The 18,239-nt window shown below is 46.0% G+C and carries 14 protein-coding genes; 8 read left to right on the top strand and 6 right to left on the bottom strand.

Going from position 1 to position 18,239, the window contains the following annotated elements:
• Nucleotides 1-252: 252 nt before the first annotated feature.
• On the top strand, nucleotides 253-771 hold the full coding sequence (locus ACX5J7_RS14035) for a YgjV family protein (protein WP_498707345.1): 519 nt from the start codon (nucleotides 253-255) through the stop codon (nucleotides 769-771).
• Nucleotides 772-880: 109 nt separating this feature from the next.
• On the opposite strand, the gene purU is transcribed toward ACX5J7_RS14035, so the two are convergent.
• The gene (gene purU / locus ACX5J7_RS14040) at nucleotides 881-1,735 is read right to left on the bottom strand and encodes a formyltetrahydrofolate deformylase (protein ID WP_012516978.1); all 855 of its coding nucleotides are present in this window, start codon (nucleotides 1,733-1,735) and stop codon (nucleotides 881-883) included.
• A 222-nt stretch (nucleotides 1,736-1,957) separates the two neighbouring features.
• Nucleotides 1,958-2,611, bottom strand: coding sequence for an RNA 2',3'-cyclic phosphodiesterase (gene thpR, locus ACX5J7_RS14045; protein ID WP_012516979.1), 654 nt, complete (start codon nucleotides 2,609-2,611; stop codon nucleotides 1,958-1,960).
• A 189-nt stretch (nucleotides 2,612-2,800) separates the two neighbouring features.
• Here thpR and ACX5J7_RS14050 point away from each other — a divergent pair, with 189 nt between their 5' ends.
• Together ACX5J7_RS14050 and ACX5J7_RS14055 are read left to right on the top strand one after the other, a co-directional pair.
• Nucleotides 2,801-5,524, top strand: coding sequence for an ATP-dependent RNA helicase (locus ACX5J7_RS14050; protein WP_498707346.1), 2,724 nt, complete (start codon nucleotides 2,801-2,803; stop codon nucleotides 5,522-5,524).
• 178 nt (nucleotides 5,525-5,702) lie between these two features.
• Nucleotides 5,703-6,515 (top strand): DUF4198 domain-containing protein, encoded by an 813-nt coding sequence (locus tag ACX5J7_RS14055; protein ID WP_498707347.1) that lies wholly within the window; start codon nucleotides 5,703-5,705, stop codon nucleotides 6,513-6,515.
• Between the two features lie 88 nt (nucleotides 6,516-6,603).
• Here ACX5J7_RS14055 and ACX5J7_RS14060 read toward each other — a convergent pair whose 3' ends face one another.
• Complete coding sequence (locus tag ACX5J7_RS14060; RefSeq protein WP_498707348.1) at nucleotides 6,604-7,863, bottom strand: lytic murein transglycosylase; 1,260 nt, start codon at nucleotides 7,861-7,863, stop codon at nucleotides 6,604-6,606.
• Between the two features lie 266 nt (nucleotides 7,864-8,129).
• Between ACX5J7_RS14060 and mrcB the strand changes: the two genes are divergently transcribed.
• Complete coding sequence (gene mrcB, locus ACX5J7_RS14065; protein WP_487529157.1) at nucleotides 8,130-10,490, top strand: penicillin-binding protein 1B; 2,361 nt, start codon at nucleotides 8,130-8,132, stop codon at nucleotides 10,488-10,490.
• Between the two features lie 266 nt (nucleotides 10,491-10,756).
• Here mrcB and ACX5J7_RS14070 read toward each other — a convergent pair whose 3' ends face one another.
• Both ACX5J7_RS14070 and ACX5J7_RS14075 read right to left on the bottom strand, forming a co-directional pair.
• Nucleotides 10,757-11,041, bottom strand: coding sequence for a hypothetical protein (locus tag ACX5J7_RS14070; RefSeq protein WP_020742744.1), 285 nt, complete (start codon nucleotides 11,039-11,041; stop codon nucleotides 10,757-10,759).
• 424 nt (nucleotides 11,042-11,465) lie between these two features.
• Nucleotides 11,466-12,395, bottom strand: a complete 930-nt coding sequence (locus ACX5J7_RS14075; RefSeq protein ID WP_012516985.1) for a DUF808 domain-containing protein — start codon at nucleotides 12,393-12,395, stop codon at nucleotides 11,466-11,468.
• Nucleotides 12,396-12,769: 374 nt separating this feature from the next.
• Here ACX5J7_RS14075 and ACX5J7_RS14080 point away from each other — a divergent pair, with 374 nt between their 5' ends.
• Nucleotides 12,770-13,489: an AraC family transcriptional regulator gene (locus ACX5J7_RS14080; RefSeq protein WP_020742745.1), complete on the top strand. Its 720-nt coding sequence runs from the start codon at nucleotides 12,770-12,772 to the stop codon at nucleotides 13,487-13,489.
• A gap of 48 nt (nucleotides 13,490-13,537) precedes the next feature.
• On the opposite strand, the gene ACX5J7_RS14085 is transcribed toward ACX5J7_RS14080, so the two are convergent.
• Nucleotides 13,538-14,353, bottom strand: coding sequence for a hypothetical protein (locus ACX5J7_RS14085; RefSeq protein ID WP_020742746.1), 816 nt, complete (start codon nucleotides 14,351-14,353; stop codon nucleotides 13,538-13,540).
• A gap of 282 nt (nucleotides 14,354-14,635) precedes the next feature.
• Here ACX5J7_RS14085 and glnK point away from each other — a divergent pair, with 282 nt between their 5' ends.
• The 3 genes from glnK to ggt all read left to right on the top strand — a co-directional run bounded on the left by glnK (nucleotide 14,636) and on the right by ggt (nucleotide 18,179).
• Nucleotides 14,636-14,974, top strand: a complete 339-nt coding sequence (glnK, locus tag ACX5J7_RS14090; protein WP_012516988.1) for a P-II family nitrogen regulator — start codon at nucleotides 14,636-14,638, stop codon at nucleotides 14,972-14,974.
• 32 nt (nucleotides 14,975-15,006) lie between these two features.
• Entirely contained in the window at nucleotides 15,007-16,254 is a 1,248-nt protein-coding gene (locus tag ACX5J7_RS14095; protein ID WP_015066082.1) for an ammonium transporter, read from the top strand.
• 233 nt (nucleotides 16,255-16,487) lie between these two features.
• On the top strand, nucleotides 16,488-18,179 hold the full coding sequence (gene ggt, locus ACX5J7_RS14100) for a gamma-glutamyltransferase (RefSeq protein WP_498707349.1): 1,692 nt from the start codon (nucleotides 16,488-16,490) through the stop codon (nucleotides 18,177-18,179).
• Nucleotides 18,180-18,239: the final 60 nt, after the last annotated feature.

The following is an 18,239-nucleotide window of genomic DNA, read 5'->3' on the forward strand; positions in this document are numbered from 1 at the left end:
TTTTCCTGTCTGTTTTTATCTATACGTTTTTGACACATATCATCTTAAGATAATGTAAAAATAAGTTAAATGCTCTTTAACGTAATTCCTTGCAGTACAGCGGTTTGAGAGACGAATCGCACTTGTATGCAATTCGTCGAAATTGCATAACTTTTGATTGGATTTTCACTGTATGAAATTTACACTGCGCCCGTTTTTTAAGCAGCTGTTCTCAGCACCCTGTTAACCCCTTATTCTTTTACAGTGATCATCATGCTTGAGCTTCTTCTCCACGGGTTTCCGCTTGTCTTCGCATTGGCCTCTTTTTGGTCGAATACCGAGCGAAAAGTACTGCTGCTGAATTTGGGGCTGTGTGTGGCGGTTGGTTTGCTGCTTGCGTTCGAACAAGCGTGGAGCGGTGCCATTGTTATTACTATTGCCGGATTGAGTACGAGTTACCGCTTGATTAAGCAAAAACTGCTGTCGCCTATCGCAACTTACATTACGCTAATCACTATGTTGTGTATTGTGCTTTCTGTAAATAACTTAACAGGTAAAGCCTCGTTTATAGAAACCATGCCAGCATTTACTTTTATGGCTTACCGGTTTGGCGAACTTTACTGCAAAGAAGCGGGGCTTCGAATTTGTATGATTCTGGGGTCTTTGAATTTTACACTTTACGGTGTCATCACAGAAACGTGGGGGCTCGCTATTACCGAAGCATTATTTGCCGTATCCAACCTGTGGTATTACCTAAGACTTAGACGCGCTATGTTGGTCAGCCCTGTCTAAAGCTAGATTTCAAACGCCCGACAGTAAAAGCTCAGCCGGTGGGCTTTTACTGTCGGGCGCAGGTTTTACTTAAATTTAAACGTTTTTGCAAAGAAGGAGCCTTGCGCGTTTAAGCGAATACCACGGTTTTATTTCTGTGTATAATTACGCGGTCTTCTAAATGGTAGCGTACGCCGTGAGCCAAAGCGGTAACTTCACAATCTTTGCCTTTACGGACCATGTCAGCTGCGCTATCGCTGTGGCTAATACGCTTCACGCTTTGCTCGATAATAGGGCCTTCATCTAAGTCTTTAGTGACGTAGTGACACGTTGCGCCTATCAACTTCACACCGCGATCATAAGCTTGCTGATAGGGTTTAGCGCCGGCAAAGCTTGGCAAGAAACTGTGGTGAATATTAATCGCTTTACCCTGCAGCTGCTGACATAGGCTGTCGGGTAAAATCTGCATAAATCGTGCAAGTACCGTCAAATCAATCTTGTATTCTTCAAGCAAGGTCGAAATTTGGGCAAATGCAGCTTCTTTCCCAAGTGCTTTAAAGTCTACCCAATGAAACGGCACTTTGTACCAGTCGGCAAACTGCTTCATTTGCGGATGGTTGCCAATAATAACGGGAATATCACAGTGTAGTTCGCCTGTATGCCAGCGATGAAGCAAGTCAACTAAACAGTGAGACTCAAGGCTAGCCAACAAGGCCACGCGTTGCTTTTTATTTGAATCGCTAAGCTTCCAGTTCATCTGGTATTCATTCGCAAGGGGAGTGAACTCTTTTACGAAGCTCTGGTGGTCTAACTTAAGCGAGTCGGTGCTTATTTCATGGCGCATGAAAAAGCGACCTGTTTGTAAGTCGGTATGGTGGTTCGCTTCAACGATGGTCGCGTTATGGTCCGCTAAAAATTGTGACACGCTGGCCACTAGCCCAATTTGGTCTGGGCAGTCTATTACTAATCTAAATGTTTGTTGCATTTGGGCAGAATGATTAAAAAAACAGGCTATCTTTTTACCCGTGACGCTACGCGTTGTAAAGGCGAAGCGCGATTTAAAACAAGCTTAAATTGCTATAACTCATAATTACAAAACTTGTACACTAAATCTTAACAAGTTTTCAATCTCTATTCCTGCTTAGCGGTGAAAGGTGTCCCTCAAATGATAGCGGCCTAACAAGGTAGGCACTGTGTCGTATTTCCCTTACTCGTCGGTTATTCCCCGACGTAGCTTTTCTCTTACCGACATATTGTGTTTTAACGGCCAAGACTGGCGAACAGGGTAGGTAACCCCCTGAGGTGTAGTGACAGACTCAAACAGGTGAAATGCCGAGACGTGAACGTCTACACTGGGGCTGTAAAGTGGCAGAGGTAAAGTTGATGTAGCCTTTCTAACAACGGTAACGTGAGGCTTATATTCTCTGTTTTCTACTTCTATTGCTGCTTTGCGGGCAGCTTTACGCGATAACTTGGCGAGTTCACTTAGTGCCTTTGGTGTATCCGTAGGCGCAGCAAATAGGATTTTGGGGCCATTCCACAACCCTGTTGCATTTAGGGTTAATGAAAATGGTTCGCTAACGAGCTGGTCGAGTTCATACACCAGCGCTTCGTGCTGACGGTGATTTATCTCGCCTAAAAAGCTGAGTGTGATGTGAAAGTTTGCCGCGGGCACGGCATAAGGTAGCGAAGGTCCTTGTCCACTATTGTGATTGTTGCGCTTATTGCCAGACTTTCGAGACCTGCTCGACTCGTTTTTTACCCATTGGCGAGGCATGATTTCAGGCAATGCCTGTTGACGCCAGCTATCCAAAGCAAGTTTTTCTGTGGCGCTAAGATCTAAACCAATAAAGCTTCGCATAGCTTTACTCCTTCCGATTTGCCCTATTCTTTGTTCATCACGTTAAATGACCACCCACAAGCTTAAAAGTGCAGTTACACGCCCATACTAGAATAAGCTTATCATGGCGCTACTATCGGGGTGTAAAACCCATCGCAAGTGTTGAGCTATTTAACCAGTTTAAAAAAATAGCCGTGATGTTCGGGTGCATTGATCAAATCAGGTACACTATACCCATTAACTTATAACACCTTTATTCCCTTTATGTTACAGCCGTTTTCTCATTTACCTGCTTATGAGCTTGTTACACCGCTTAAAGAGTCGGTTGCCGCTAACAATATCATTATTGGCGCGCCACCGGGCGCGGGAAAGTCTACCGTACTTCCTTTGTCACTGCTGCAATCATCACTTAAGGGTAAAATATTGCTTATGCAGCCACGTCGCGTGGTGGTGAGAAACCTCGCTGACTATTTAGCTAAGCAGTTAAACGAAAGTGTGGGTGAAACGGTGGGGTATCGTATTAAAGGCGAATCAAAAACATCGCCAGCCACTCGCCTTGAGATTATTACAGAAGGTGTGCTGACTCGCATGATTCAGCAAGACCCAGAGCTAGCAGATGTCACTGCTATTGTCTTCGACGAATTTCACGAACGCAGCATTCACAGCGATTTTGGTTTGGCGCTAGCGCTTGAGGTCCAAACTGGGCTTCGCGACGACCTGCGCTTAATTGTGATGTCGGCTACCTTGGATATAGCGCCACTTCAAGCAGTGCTTAATGAATTTAGCGCGCTGCCCGTGGTGAACTTAAATACACAAGGACGCGTGTTTCCCGTGGATATTCGCTACACCCGAGATGTGCAGGCTTACGAGTTAGTACCGAAAACTTGCAATATCATAAAGCAAGCAGTAAGCGAACACGATGGCGATATCTTGGTATTTCTTCCTGGTCGGGGGAGCATAAATGCTGTTGCCAGAGAAATAAAAGGGTTAGCTGAGAGTGCGGACATTGCTATTCACATGCTTTATGGCGCACTAAGCAAGTCTGCGCAGCAAGACGCTATAGCCCCAGACCCCCACGGGCGAAGGAAAGTTATCCTCTCTACTAATATTGCTGAAACCAGTTTAACCATTGAAGGCGTGACAGTAGTTATTGATAGTCTGTGGGAGAACAGTGCGCAATATCACCCTTCAAGCGATATTACTGCGCTCACCCAGCAACGTATTTCGCAAGCTTCTGCCACTCAAAGAGCAGGGCGAGCAGGGCGGGTAATGGCGGGTACCTGCTATAGGCTATGCAGTAAAAGCAGCTTCGAGCGATTATCCAAACACAATGCGGCGCAAATAGAAAAAGAAGATTTAAGTAGCTTCCTGCTTGATACCTTAGCGTGGGGCAGCAGCCCAGATGCATTGGCATTGTTGACTAAACCTTCACCTGCGCAACTGCACGTCGCACAGCAAAAACTTCATCGAGTTAATGCTATTGCAAAGGCAAGCATTTCCCCTTATGGAAGAGCGTTGGCCCAGTTGCCATGTCAGCCGCATTTAGCCCACTTATTGCTAACGGCAAAAACAGGCATAGACGGGCTGAGTGCTGATGAGAATAGCGCGCTTCGCTTTGCTGCACCGTTTGTTGTGGCAATAAGCGAAAGCAATATTAATGTGAGTGGTGCGACAAACGTAATGGATGCGCTGATTCATGCTAACAGCAGCACTCGCAATCAGCTTATACAACAAGCTTCCCGTTATGCGCGCTATGTGCAAAGCGAGAAGGGAAAAGCGCAGACTTTTAAGCCTGACATTAACGCATTAGACGAACGCGCCCTTGGCCTTTGTATCGCCATCGCATTTCCTTTGCAGGTGGGCTACAGGCGAAGTACGCCAAACAACCATGGCGGTAACCTTGGTAGTTCGAAAACCGTAACAAAAGGGGCTACACGTAGCGGTGCTTCTCAGTCTCATATTATTGAGTACAAGTTGGCAAGCGGTAAGGGGGCTGAACTAACAAATACAGCAGGTAGTACGTTTTCCACTGAAAGCGAAAAGGACAATAAACCCTGGATAGCGGTGCTCGAGGGGCAGTTAATTAAAAGCACAGTGGCAATACGCTTAGCCCAGCATGTTCCCGAACGCTGGTTGTGTTTAGCTTTTCCTGACGCATTTAGCGAAAAGCGTAGTGTTATTTTTAACAGCGACTCTGGCGTAATGGAAGCCAGAGTAAGTACTGGGTTTTATGACATAACACTAAATAGTGCGCCAGTATCCGGACAGGAAAAAAGCCGCGAAAAAGCGTTTTGGGATAGCGCAATGTGCGATGCCTGGTTTGCCTATCTCGATACCTTGCCGTTATCCAATTGGCCACTTTCGGATGCCGATTGGCAATGGTGGCGAAGAGTTCAGATGGCCGCAAAGCTCAATCTGCCGCAAGATAAAGCCTTTGACGAACCAGAACCTTGGCCACTTTCATTAAGTGACCTGGTGCATAAGGCAAAAGACAGTTTGGCGCCTGTTTTAAAAAGCTGTAAAAGTATCAAAAGCCTTAAGCAGTTACCGTGGAAAACCGCCTTGAATAATGGGTTATCTTGGCCTCAGCAAGATGCATTGGCCACGCTTTTGCCAACTCACATTATCATTCCAACGGGCAGAGAGGTTAGCCTAGATTATCGCGACAATGGTGATGTAGTGCTGTCGGTCAAAATGCCAGAATTGTATTCGCAAAGCGCTCCATTAACCTTAGCGGGTGGGCGAGTCACTGTTGTGTGCGAGCTGATGTCGCCAGCAGGTAGGCCACTGCAAACCACCAGTGATTTAGGGGCGTTTTGGCAAGGTAGCTATAAGGAAATACAAAAAGAGATGAAGGGGCGTTACCCTAAGCACTTTTGGCCGGATGATCCTGCCAATGCATTGCCGACCAGTAAAACAAAAAAGCATATGTAGCCGCTGATGCGGCTATACCACTTAATGTTTTCAATAAATGTCGTGTATTTCAAACACCAGCAACTGCTTATACGCCAGTTTCTTGCACAGTCTGTTTTTAACGACAGTGGTTACACACTAAAAACTAAGCTAAGTTGATGATAGAAATCTCAAACGTTTATTTAGGTAACCTTACGCTATGAAATTATCCAGTTTAGCCACCGCGGGCTTTCTGTTTGCTACATCTTTAAGCGCGCAGGCTCACGATTTTTGGTTAGAGCCAGCAAGCTATCGTACACAAGAGCCAAGTGCTGTTGCCCTGCAGTTTAAAGTAGGTCATAAGGAAGATACCTCTCACTGGAACCTTACTTGGAATAGAATAGTTGCGCTGCGCACCTATTCTTCTGATGGTGTAAGTGATATGGCCGCCAGCGTTGTACCTAAAACATCAATGCTTCCCGGCATGGCTAAAACGGCCAAGCTTTCTTCTGGCACCCATGTCATAGGGTTTGAAAGCTATCACGCTACTAGCGTAACAAAAGCGAATAAGTTTAATCAGTATGCAAAAGATGAAGGCTTAACTGAGATACTGGCTCATCGCGAGGCGAGAGGGCAAAACGATATCGCCGGAAAAGAGCTTTATTCAAGGAAAGCAAAAACCATTGTGCAAGTGGGTGAGGCAATAACGGATAATGCGCTAAAACCCATAGGCCATACGTTAGAAATAGTGCCCCTTGAACACCCTTATAAACTTTCAGATAACACCCTATCTGTTCAGGTGTTATTCAAAGGAAAGCCCTTAAACAATGCACTTATCGATGCAGTATCCTTGGTTGACCACAGCGCCAAAGTGCAAGCGATACAAACTGACAGTGAAGGAAAGGCGACGTTTAAACTCAATGTCGAAGGGCCTGTTATGCTAAATACGATTTGGGCCGTACCCCTTACAAATAGTTCTGCAGCAGATTTTGAAACTTACTTTTCAAGCCTAACGTTTGAATACGTTCTGTAACCAATAAGCTGAACGTTTTTTACCTTTCCGGTCACTGAAAACACCATGTGATGAATGCGCGCCTGAAAAGGCGCGGCATTTATCAAGGTTAAGAGGTAGCCTTGCTTACTAGGTCAATATTCAGTGCTGCCATCACTTCTAGGCCTGGAAACCCATCTGCGATCATATTGTTACTGATTTGGTAGTTGCGAATACCTTCGCGAGTGACAGGGCCAATAATGCCGTCAGGTTTGCCCACATCGAAGCCTAAACTATTCAGCTTACTTTGAAGCGCAATAATGTCTTTGCGGCTGTATGCGGGAAGATCAGGTAAGGTAGCTTTGATACCAGACGCCCCAGCGATGCGGTCGGCCAATACGCCGACGGCGATGGCATAAAACTCAGAGTTGTTCCAGCGCATAATAACGCGGAAGTTCTTGTAAGCGATAAAGGCTGGGCCGTTATGTCCTGCAGGCACAATTACATAGGCAGTCGTTTCGCCTTCAACTAGTGGCGAACCATCGGCTTTTTTCACACCTTGCTCGTGCCATTCGCTAAGAGGTTTGCGGTTTTTGTAGCCAGACTCCTGATAGTTAAAGCCTTCTGGTAGCTTAACTTCACGGCCCCAGCGAAAACTGCGCTCCCAGCCTAAACTGGCAAGGAAGTTTGCCGCAGAAGACAAAGCGTCCTCTTCGCTTTCCCACAGGTTAACTTGTCCGTCACCGTCGCCATCAATTGCATAATGAGTATACGCCGAAGGCATGAATTGGGTATGGCCCATCGCGCCGGCCCACGAGCCTACCATGTTGTCTTTTTTAAGCTTTTCCCGCTGCATAAGCTTTACGGCAACCAAGAACTCTTGGGTGAAGTACTTACTTCTGCGCTTGTCACAGGCTAAGGTTGCCAGTGAATCAAGTACAGGCATCTTCCCTTTGTACGAGCCGAAATTAGTCTCAAGCCCCCAAAAAGCAAGAAGATAGTGGGGAGGCACGCCGTATTTATCGCTTAGCTTATGCAATAGCTTTTCGTGCTTGGCATACATTGCTTTGCCTTTCTCGGTACGCCAGTCAGTGACGCGCTTGCTAAAATAACCGGGAAAGGTTTGTACAAACTCAGGCTGGCTTCTATCTAGCTCAATTACGCGGTCTTGATGTACAAGGTGAGGAAATATCTCGTCGATAATTTGCTGGCTGACACCTTCTTGTTTTGCTCTGTCGGCAAGGGCCGCAGTACAGCTGGAAAAGTGCTCATTGGCAGAGGCTGAGCTTATAACAGCACCTGTAAAAAGAAGCGCAAGTGATGTACGAAACACGCCACCTTTAAGTGAAAATGTCGATAAAAAAGAAAACTGAAGTGAAGCTAAGCGCATAGTACGATTCCTGTGTTACTTGCTTGCATGCTATCGCATTGTGACCGTGAAACGCGAGTATAATTCATTTTCTGCCTGTAGGTTTTACGTTGTAGAAGTGTCCATTGTGGTTACCGCAGGCGCAGTGTGCATAATTGGAAACAGTTGTTGCGCGGCGGCCTCAATGGTAATGTTTAGCGACTTAATCACAGCGTTCTAAGGGCGTTGGTGTAGTCCATATCGCAATGATTGCGATGCCATCTTAATGATCTTCATGGCGTTTTCACGTGACAAAAAGACAGACTAAAAACAATTCATCTTCAAAAAGCAATGCTTCGAAAAAAACTGCAGCGGGAAAAAGTACAACCAAACGTTCGTGGTTTTTTAAACTGTTCTGGCGTGTATGCCTTATAGGGCTTGTGGTGCTAGGGGCATATGCCTTTTATCTCGACGCACAAATTAAACATGCGTTCTCGGGTAACAAGTGGGAAGTACCTGCGCAAATTTTCGCACGTCCTTTAGAAGTGAGTAAAGGCGAGGAGATAACGCCACAAGAAGTCATTGATGAACTCAATTTGCTGGGCTATCGCAAGGTGGCTTTTGCTGACAGTAGCGGTGAATATAGCTATCAAAACAAGGTGTTAACTGTGCAGCGCCGCGCGTTTCAATTCCCCGAGGGAGCGGAGCCTTTACGCCATTTAGTATTAACGTGGGAAGGGGCGCGTATCGGTGAAATATACGATAAGTCACAAGGCCGTCCCTACGGTTCTGTAAAGTTAGAGCCATGGCTAGTAACACGTATGACGAGCGGCTCTCATGAAGACCGCATGTTAGTGACGTTAGATACTATCCCTGAAATGTTACCTAAAGCGCTGACGCTGGTGGAAGATCGCAATTTTTATAACCACCATGGTGTTGCACCACTTTCAATATTGCGGGCCCTAATGGCGAATATTGCTGCTGGTCGTACGGTTCAAGGTGGTAGCACGCTGACGCAGCAGCTGGTTAAAAACATGTTTTTAACCCGCGAACGTTCTCTTGTACGCAAGGCTAAAGAGGCCATAATGGCGGTCATTATAGACGCCCGCTATAGCAAGTCTGAGATTATCGAAGCCTATTTAAATGAGGTGTTTTTAGGGCAAAACGGCGACATGGCTGTACATGGATTTGGGCTTGCTAGCTATTTCTACTTTGACCGTCCGGCCAACGAGCTAAGCACCCCTGAGATTGCTACCTTGGTGGCTATTATTAAAGGGCCGTCTTACTATAACCCTCGTAAATACGCCGAACGAACCAAAGCGCGCCGGGATCTTGTATTGCGTATGCTGTTTGATGAAAACGAAATCAGCCGTCAGGATTATGAGCGCTATGTCAGCATGCCGTTAGGGTTAGCCAGCGGTGCAAGTTTAGCAAGCGGTAAACACCCTGCTTTCATGGAACAGGTTCGCAAAGAACTCAATGAAATTTTAGCAGAGCCAAGCCTAAGAGACTCGGGCGTTAAAGTGTTTACCACACTGGATATCGTTGCTCAGCGTCGGGCAGAAAAAGCATTATCGGGCACCCTAAATGGCCTGCAAAAAGATAGAAGCGTTCCATTGCAAGGTGCCATGGTAGTCACCGACAGTGCAAGCGGTGAAGTACGCGCTATCGTAGGTGGTAAAGACTTTGCATTTAAAGGTTTTAATCGAGCATTAGATGCTAAGAGGCCAATAGGCTCATTGATTAAACCAGCTGTGTACTTAACTGCCTTAGAAGATCCTACCCAGTTTAACTTGGCTACACCCCTTAAAGACGAGCCAATTACCCTAGAAAGTAGAAACGGCACCGAATGGTCGCCGCAAAACTACGATAAAGAGTTCAGAGGGCAGGTGCCTCTGCTTCAGGGGTTAGTCGAATCTTTGAACGTGCCAACAGTTAATTTAGGCATGCAGATAGGCCTAGATGCGTTAGCCGATACCATTGAGCGGTTAGGGGTTACCACGCCAGTAGATAAAGTACCGTCGTTAACCTTGGGCGCTTTCGAACTAACGCCATTTAGCACAAACCAAATGTATCAAACCCTATCAAACGATGGCCGCTACATACCGCTTCACACGGTGAGCTCTGTGGTTACGGCAGATAATGCATTACTTTGGAAGAAGGCCGAGTTCTTTGCTCAGCGCACGGATGAAGCCGCCACTTACTTACTGAACTACGCCCTGTACAAGGTGACCACAGAAGGTACAGCAAAACGCATAGGCTGGAACTTTGGTAATGTAAATATGGCAGGGAAAACAGGTACAACCGATGATTATCGCGATAGTTGGTTTAGCGGTTTCGACAGAAATAATGTGGTGACCGTTTGGGTCGGCAATGACGATAATCAACCAGTGAATTTAACCGGTGCAGGTGGCGCGCTGCCTGTGTTTGTAAATTATATGAAGTCACAGTCACCGAAGTCTCTATCTAGACGTTTCCCTAAAGGGTTAGGTATTGCACATTTCGATGCGAAGACGGGGGCGGTAGTGGTCGCTGGGTGCGCAGGAAGTTTAAGTGTTCCGGCTATTTTGGATGTACTGCCTCCTGCGCAGCAAGATTGTGCTGGTCGCCCGGTAGACGAAAACGGCGATAAGAAAGAAAAAAGCTGGTGGGAGCGTATATTTGGATAAAAAGCTCCAGTAAGAAGATAGAAAACACAATCACTTGGCTAGCGTACAGTCCGTGCTTTCTATCTCCCTCTGGAGTTAAGGCCCAGGGAAGGCAAAAATGGGTAGCAGTAGTCGGTTAGGTACCTATTTGTTTTTGTTGCGTTTTCAGTGACCTTTTTGAAGGAATAAGCGTGCTGTTGAAAAAACCAGTGCACTCACTAAAAACGCAATAACGGGGCCGAGTACTACCATAAATAGTGTAGCGGCGGTTAACATTTGCATTCTCCTTATGCGTCGTTATCGTCTGTGCTGACAGGCTTAATTGGCGTAACAGTAATCTCGGCAACCAGCGTATTAGTTTCTTCTACTTCAGGCTCGAAGGTGTGGCTTGCAGTTAATACATCGAATGTCACACCAAGCTCTAAACTTTGCTTCACATCCATCATGGCGCTTTCTACCATGAAGTCTGTATGCGACATAATGGTGTTCTGTGAATCGTTAGCGAATGCTGATGCACTCAAAATGCTAGTTGCCAACGTTAATGCAGTGAAAGTTTTGCGAGCGGTAAACATAGTAATCTCCATAAATGTAAAGTTAGACACTGCACTTGAACATACTGCGTGGCAGCTATCATGTTGCTATAGGTTTCGATAATAAGTCGTTATCAATTAACAATTAGTTTATAGCGAGGGATGTGCCAAGTTAGCGAAATGAGTTAAATTACTGATTTATTTGCTTTTATTTTTTTGAGTATTCAAAGGTAAGGAAATGGATTTAATAAAAAAACTAAAAGTTGGTGTATTTGAAAAATGATGTGGTTGAAATGGCTAACTGTTGAAAAGTGAAGCGCGTTGTCGTTTGCTAATACGCGCTTCAATAAAAAATAGCTGTGCATAGAAGGCATAAGGGAGGGCCAACGTTGGGTAACCCCCATTTATGCGCGACTATTCAGTCTCGAATGAATAGTGCAGATGTTTCACTGCAAATGTTTAATGATTAAGAACGCGTGCTTTTGCGCTTCAATTTTGACGCTGCACTTACAACCAAAGCAATAATGACGCCTGCAACAACACCCACTGCGCCATCGGCGAGTATAGACATGACGAGTGTGGCGTCTGGAATAACCCCTGCGAACCAGTCTGTAATTACGTGCAAAAAGCCAATACTATGGGTAAGAATACCTCCACCAACTAAAAACATGGCAACCGTGCCCACAACAGCCAGCGTTTTCATAAGTGCAGGAGCAGTAACCAAAAGCGCTCTGCCAACAAACCGTTGAAGTGTGTTCATCGAACCTGTTAGCGACTTACGAAGCATGTAAAGGCCAACGTCGTCCATCTTGACCAATGCTGCAACCAGGCCATAAACCCCTAACGTAATGGCTAAACTTAACGCCACTAACACGCCAATTTGTGTTGTCAGTGTGGCGTCAGACACGGTGCCAAGTGCAATAACGATAATTTCAGCCGACAGAATAAAGTCGGTGCGAATGGCGCCTTTAATTTTGTCTTTTTCAAACGCGACCATGTCGACATTTTCATGGGTCAATGCGTCTATTCTGGCTTCTCGTGTTATTTCTTCATCATCATGGGGCAGGTATTTGTGCAGAAGTTTTTCAGCACCTTCGAAACATAAATATAGCCCGCCGAGTACGAGCAATACAGTGATAAGTGAGGGGACAAAAGCACTTATCGCTAACGCAGCAGGAACCAATATAGCTTTATTGATAAGCGAGCCCTTTGCTACGGCCCACACAACAGGCAATTCTCTTTCTGCTTTAACGCCTTGGACTTGATCGGCGTTCACCGCTAAATCGTCACCCAAAACCCCCGCTGTTTTTTGCGCAGCGACTTTCGACATGGTTGCAATGTCGTCCATCAATGTTGCTATATCATCAAGTAGGGCAAGTAAGTTAGCTGCTGCCACGTTGAATATCCTTTATTATATATTTATTAGAGAAATAACTACTGAATTGCAGTTTAGCCTACTCAAAACAAAGGTAATATACAACGAAGATAAAGGCCGTTAGATAGCCATTTTTGATAAGGTTACCGAGGCTTCGTGCACATCGAAAGCGTGAGTTGAGAAGAGCATCGTCGTGCTCTTCTCATGTTGACCTTAATTACCCCAAATACTGTTTACTAGTTCTGGGTGATCAACGAAAGGGTAGCGATCATGACAAAATGAATAAAAGTGCTTAATCTAACGGCAAAGAGCATTAAGGAAACCGCTAGGGAAATAGATGCAAATAAACGGGGAGCCAAGTAACAAAATCAGGACTGGGTACAGGGGGCAACTAAATGACTGACAGCCCAGTGCCATCGTTATCTGTACGCTCATATACCAAACAAACGTGTCGCCACAAACATAACTATTTTCAACTGGTGCTGCCCATTAATGGGCATATCTTGATAGAAATCGATAATTTTCGTGGGCGAGTAGGCGTCGGCGAAGGCGTATGTATTGCGCCTAACGAGGTTCATTATTTTAGTGCTAATGAATTATCAAAATTCATTGTGGCAGACTTGGAATATGTGCCCGTTAGTTTAAATGACAGGCTACACCCTATTTTCCAAGTATCGTCAGCATTGCAAGCGTTTTTGTCATTCGTAGAAATTCAAATTAGTCAGTTTGCAGACCATGGACATGAAGAGATTTTGGCGCTGTTTTTAACCTTGTTAGAGACATCCTTGAAAGGATGTAGCATGGATAAGCGTATCACTCCCGTATTAAGTCATATTCATCGCGATCTTGCCCGAGGCTTTACGCAAGTGAAGTTAGCGCAGATAGCTTGTATGGGAACAACGCAGTTTAAAACGCGTTTCAAAGAAGCTACCGGACTTAGTTTGCGAGACTACCTGGTGAAAGCGAGAATGGAAAAGGCCAAAGCGTTACTGAGAAATACCGATACGCCCATGTTGGGTATAGCTCAGCTAACAGGGTATGAAGATGTTGCAGCATTCAGTCGACGGTTCAAAGCATATTTCGGGCAACCACCTAAGTTTTTTAAGAGAAAGTAGCGGCGCTTGGGCTATTGCTGTTTATTTGGGTATGGCAGATCGCGACAGCTAATTTCGCTTTTCGTCTTTCGGGAGTTTATTGACTCTAGCGTCAATAAAACGCTTGTGATCGTCCATTTTGGTGCATTCTAAGGTGCCACCGGTAATTCCGCTTAAAATCGCCAGTGTTTTGTTAGTGTTACTACTACAATTCACGCGTTTAGTCGGGCGTTTATTTTCGGCGGCTTGTATTTGCTGTGTGCTTGGTCCGCCGAGTTTCGGGCTGTTTTTGCGCTCTTGAAATGCGCTTGCTGCCTGTTCAGCATCTTCAGCGACTTTGTCCCTGTGATACTTTTCAAAATAAAGGGCCGAACCGTCTTTTACCGATAGATTTAGCGAGCCAGCGCGCCGATTTGCATCCTGTGAAAGCGTAGGTATGGGCGTTGCCGGTGTGTTAGTGGGCTTAATGTCGACGGGGGCTTTTTGCGGTTTTGCCTTTGTATTCTCTTTCTGTTGAGGGGCGGGGCGCTCTGTAATTTTAGCTTTAGTATCAACTGCTTCTGTACGCTTTGAAATGACAGGTTTTAACCTGGTTTCTGGCGTGTTTCGGGAAGCCTCTACCGGTTTGCTTTGTTGGGGGAGAGACTGGGGTTTCGGGGCGGGCGGGTAATACAGTTTGGCGTTTATCTCGGCCGTTTGCTTAGACATAGTGGCGCGTTTTTTTTGAGTATCAATGCTCAGCTGAGAAAGTATGACGACCAAGATAACCCCAATCACGTGTACTAAACCTGAAATCAATAACGGGCGCCATGCCGTTTTCTTAGCAACGGTATGATGTTGTATATAGCGCTCAGGCGCTGAAAATGCGGGAGTGATAGTGGTCATAATATTATTAACAGACCACAGGCTTAATCGAATAGTTCCATCCTAAATTCATCGTACTTTTTAGTCGGCTCACCTCAATATTGCCTCGTATCGCTTCAAAACTGGGCATTTTTTTCAACATGCACCATTGTTGTGCATTATTTTTGTGCAAGCGTATGTGTGAATTGCCTATCTAGCTGATTTTAAATGGTAAATATTTGTGGCATGGCTCTTGGTTTATCTTCGGGTAGTTAGATATTCGACCATTAACACAGAATAACCAAAACAAACTGGGAGCAACTCATGAAACTAGTCACAGCGATCATCAAGCCGTTCAAGCTAGATGATGTTCGTGAAGCCATTTCAGAAATCGGTATCGACGGCTTGACCGTGACCGAAGTGAAAGGCTTTGGACGTCAAAAAGGACACACTGAGCTTTACCGCGGAGCGGAATATCAGGTGGATTTTCTACCTAAAGTCAAACTGGAAATTGCTGTTCAGGATGATCAAGTAGAGCGCCTGGTAGAAGCCATCGTTGGCGCTGCCAAAACAGGCAAAATTGGAGACGGCAAGGTGTTTGTTTATGACCTTGAACACGCCGTTCGTATTCGAACTGGTGAGTCGGATAGCGACGCGCTGTAAGCCACAACGATATATTTGCGGAGAAAACCATAATGGAAATCACTTTTGAACTTGGGTATGCGCTAGATACCTTTTATTTTCTAATCTGCGGTGCACTGGTAATGTGGATGGCTGCAGGTTTTGCGATGCTTGAAGCGGGTCTTGTTCGGGCTAAAAACACCACAGAAATTCTAACTAAAAACGTGGCACTATTTGCTATCGCTTGCACCATGTACATGATTTGCGGTTACGGCATTATGTACGGTGGCGGCGATTGGGGTCCTTTCCTAAGTGGCATTATGGGAGACGGTGCAACGGGTGTTGCCGAAGACCCAGCGACTTATGCGCCTTCTGCTGACTTCTTCTTCCAAGTGGTTTTTGTTGCTACAGCAATGTCTATCGTATCTGGTGCGGTTGCTGAGCGTATGAAGCTTTGGGCTTTCCTTGCATTTGCTGTAGTTATGACGGGCTTTATCTATCCAATGGAAGGTGCTTGGACATGGGGCGGCGAAGCGGTATTTGGTATGTATACCCTTGGCGACCTTGGTTTCTCTGACTTTGCAGGCTCAGGTATTGTTCACATGGCCGGTGCTGCAGCAGCGCTTGCTGGTGTACTCGTTCTTGGTGCACGTAAAGGTAAATACACAGCAGACGGTAAAGTAAATGCGATTCCTGGTGCAAACTTACCGCTAGCAACGCTAGGTACATTCATTCTGTGGATGGGTTGGTTCGGTTTTAACGGTGGTTCAGTACTGGCTACTGCCACGGTTGAAAGTGCAAACGCGGTTGCTATCGTATTTATGAATACGAATGCTGCCGCTGCAGGTGGTGCAATTGCTGCACTTATCGTTGCACGCATCTTGTTTGGTAAAGCTGACTTAACAATGGTACTTAACGGTGCGCTGGCTGGTCTTGTTGCTATCACAGCAGAGCCGTCTACGCCAACACCTCTGCAAGCTACGCTATTTGGCGGCCTTGGCGGTATATTAGTCGTACTTAGCATTGTTGCACTAGACAAAGTTAAAATTGACGACCCAGTGGGTGCTATCTCAGTGCACGGTGTGGTAGGTCTTCTTGGTCTAATCCTTGTACCTTTCACAAACGACGGTTCAAGTATCACAGGTCAGCTAATTGGTGCCGCGACTATCTTTGTATGGGTATTTGTAGTGAGCCTTATCGTGTGGCTAGTGATTAAAGCAGTGATGGGTGTACGTGTGAGCGAAGAAGAAGAGTTCGACGGCGTAGACATGAGCGAATGTGGTCTGGAAGCATACCCAGACTTCACAAGCGGCCGTTCGTAAGAGAGTCTCGATTAGGCAAAGCAATAATTACAACAATAATGTCTTATCACTTCCTTTTAAGCCCCGCTATTGCGGGGCTTTTTTCGTCAACGTAGCCGTATTGAAGGCGTCGGAATAGTGAAAAAAGGCACTGTAGAAAAGGGCCTAGGCGTAATGTGACAATAACGCTACACTATGAAGCAATCTGCTCATGCAAGGCCCTAAATAACCTTCGCAGTAAACAAAGGAACATTATGACTGCAAACGTACGAATTCTCTCTTTGGTACTTGTACTTTTTAGTGTTAATTGCTTAGGCTACGACAGGGTAACCGGGCAGCCTTTTGCCAGTCGCTCTGAGGTTATTGCGAAAAACGGGATGGCAGCAACCAGTCAGCCGTTAGCTACACAAGTGGCGCTCGATATTTTAAGGCAAGGCGGTAGCGCGGTAGATGCTGCTATTGCAGCCAATGCAATGCTAGGTTTAGTTGAGCCCACGGGAAGCGGTGTTGGCGGTGATTTATTTGCTATTGTTTGGGATGCCAAAGCAGAAAAGCTCGTAGGACTAAACGCTTCAGGCCGTTCTCCAAGGCAGTTAACAAAAGACGTTTTTGCCGAACGCGGGTTGCATCAAATACCTAAATTTGGCCCACTTCCAGTCTCGGTGCCCGGTGCCGTAGACGGTTGGTTTATGCTTCATGATAAGTTTGGCAAGCTGCCCATGTCCACGTTGCTTACGCCTGCTATCAAATATGCCCGAGAAGGGTTTCCCGTGTCTGAGGTTATTGCTTACTACTGGCAAATGAATTACGCGCGTATCGGTCACTACGATGGGTTTGCAGACACCTTTTTGCTTGACGGTAAAGTGCCGCAAAAAGGAGATGTTTTTAAAAATCCGGGGTTGGCGGTAACTTACGAAAAGATTGCCACAGGTGGGCGCGACGCATTTTATAAAGGCGATATCGCGCGTACGATTGATGCCTATATGAAATCTCAAGGGGGCTATTTATCATATCAAGACTTATCGTCGCATACCTCTGAGTGGGTCGAGCCGGTTTCGGCGAATTATCGAGGCTACGACGTCTGGGAGCTACCGCCTAACGGACAAGGCATTGCCGCCTTACAAATACTCAATATATTAGAACACTACGATATTGAGGGTATGGGCTTTAATTCTGCCGATTATATCCACACTTTTGTTGAAGCCAAAAAGCTTGCCTTCGAAGACCGTGCAAAGTTTTATGCGGACCCCGATTTCAACGAAATCCCTGTCGACTGGCTCATTTCTAAAGAATACGCTGCTAAGCGCAAAACGCTCATTGATAACGAGTGGGCAGCAAACCGTGTCGATGCAGGTATTTACGAAGGCGATACCATCTACCTCGCTGTGGCTGACAAAGACGGCAATATGGTGTCGCTAATACAGAGCAACTACCGCGGCATGGGTTCTGGAATGACGCCGCCCGGGCTAGGCTTTGTACTGCAAAACAGAGGTGAAATGTTTACGCTTGAAGAGGGCCATTTCAATGAATACCGGCCAGGTAAAAGACCTTTTCACACGATTATTCCGGCTTTTGTCACGAGAAATGGTAAACCTGTTTTAAGTTTTGGCGTGATGGGGGGCGGTACTCAGCCTCAAATGCATGCCCAGATTATCGTGAATATTCTCGACTTTGGCATGAACCTGCAAGAAGCTGGCGACGCGCGTAGAATACTCCACAGCGGTTCGAGCAGCCCAACAGGCGCGCTCATGACCGATGGTGGCTTCGTGAGTTTAGAATCAGGGTTTAGTGAGACGGTGCAGCGGGAGCTGATGGAGCGAGGTCATAAGCTTCAGCGTGTAGTGGGAGCCTTTGGTGGTTACCAAGCTATTGCGTGGGATGAGCAGAAAGGCGTTTATTTCGGTGCCTCGGAAAGCCGAAAAGATGGACAAGCCGCAGGCTATTAAGCACACTAGGGTAAAGAATAAACAGTAAGTTCTATGCAATAATAAGGCACTGCTTCGCGA

This window comes from Alteromonas infernus, from assembly GCF_902705815.1.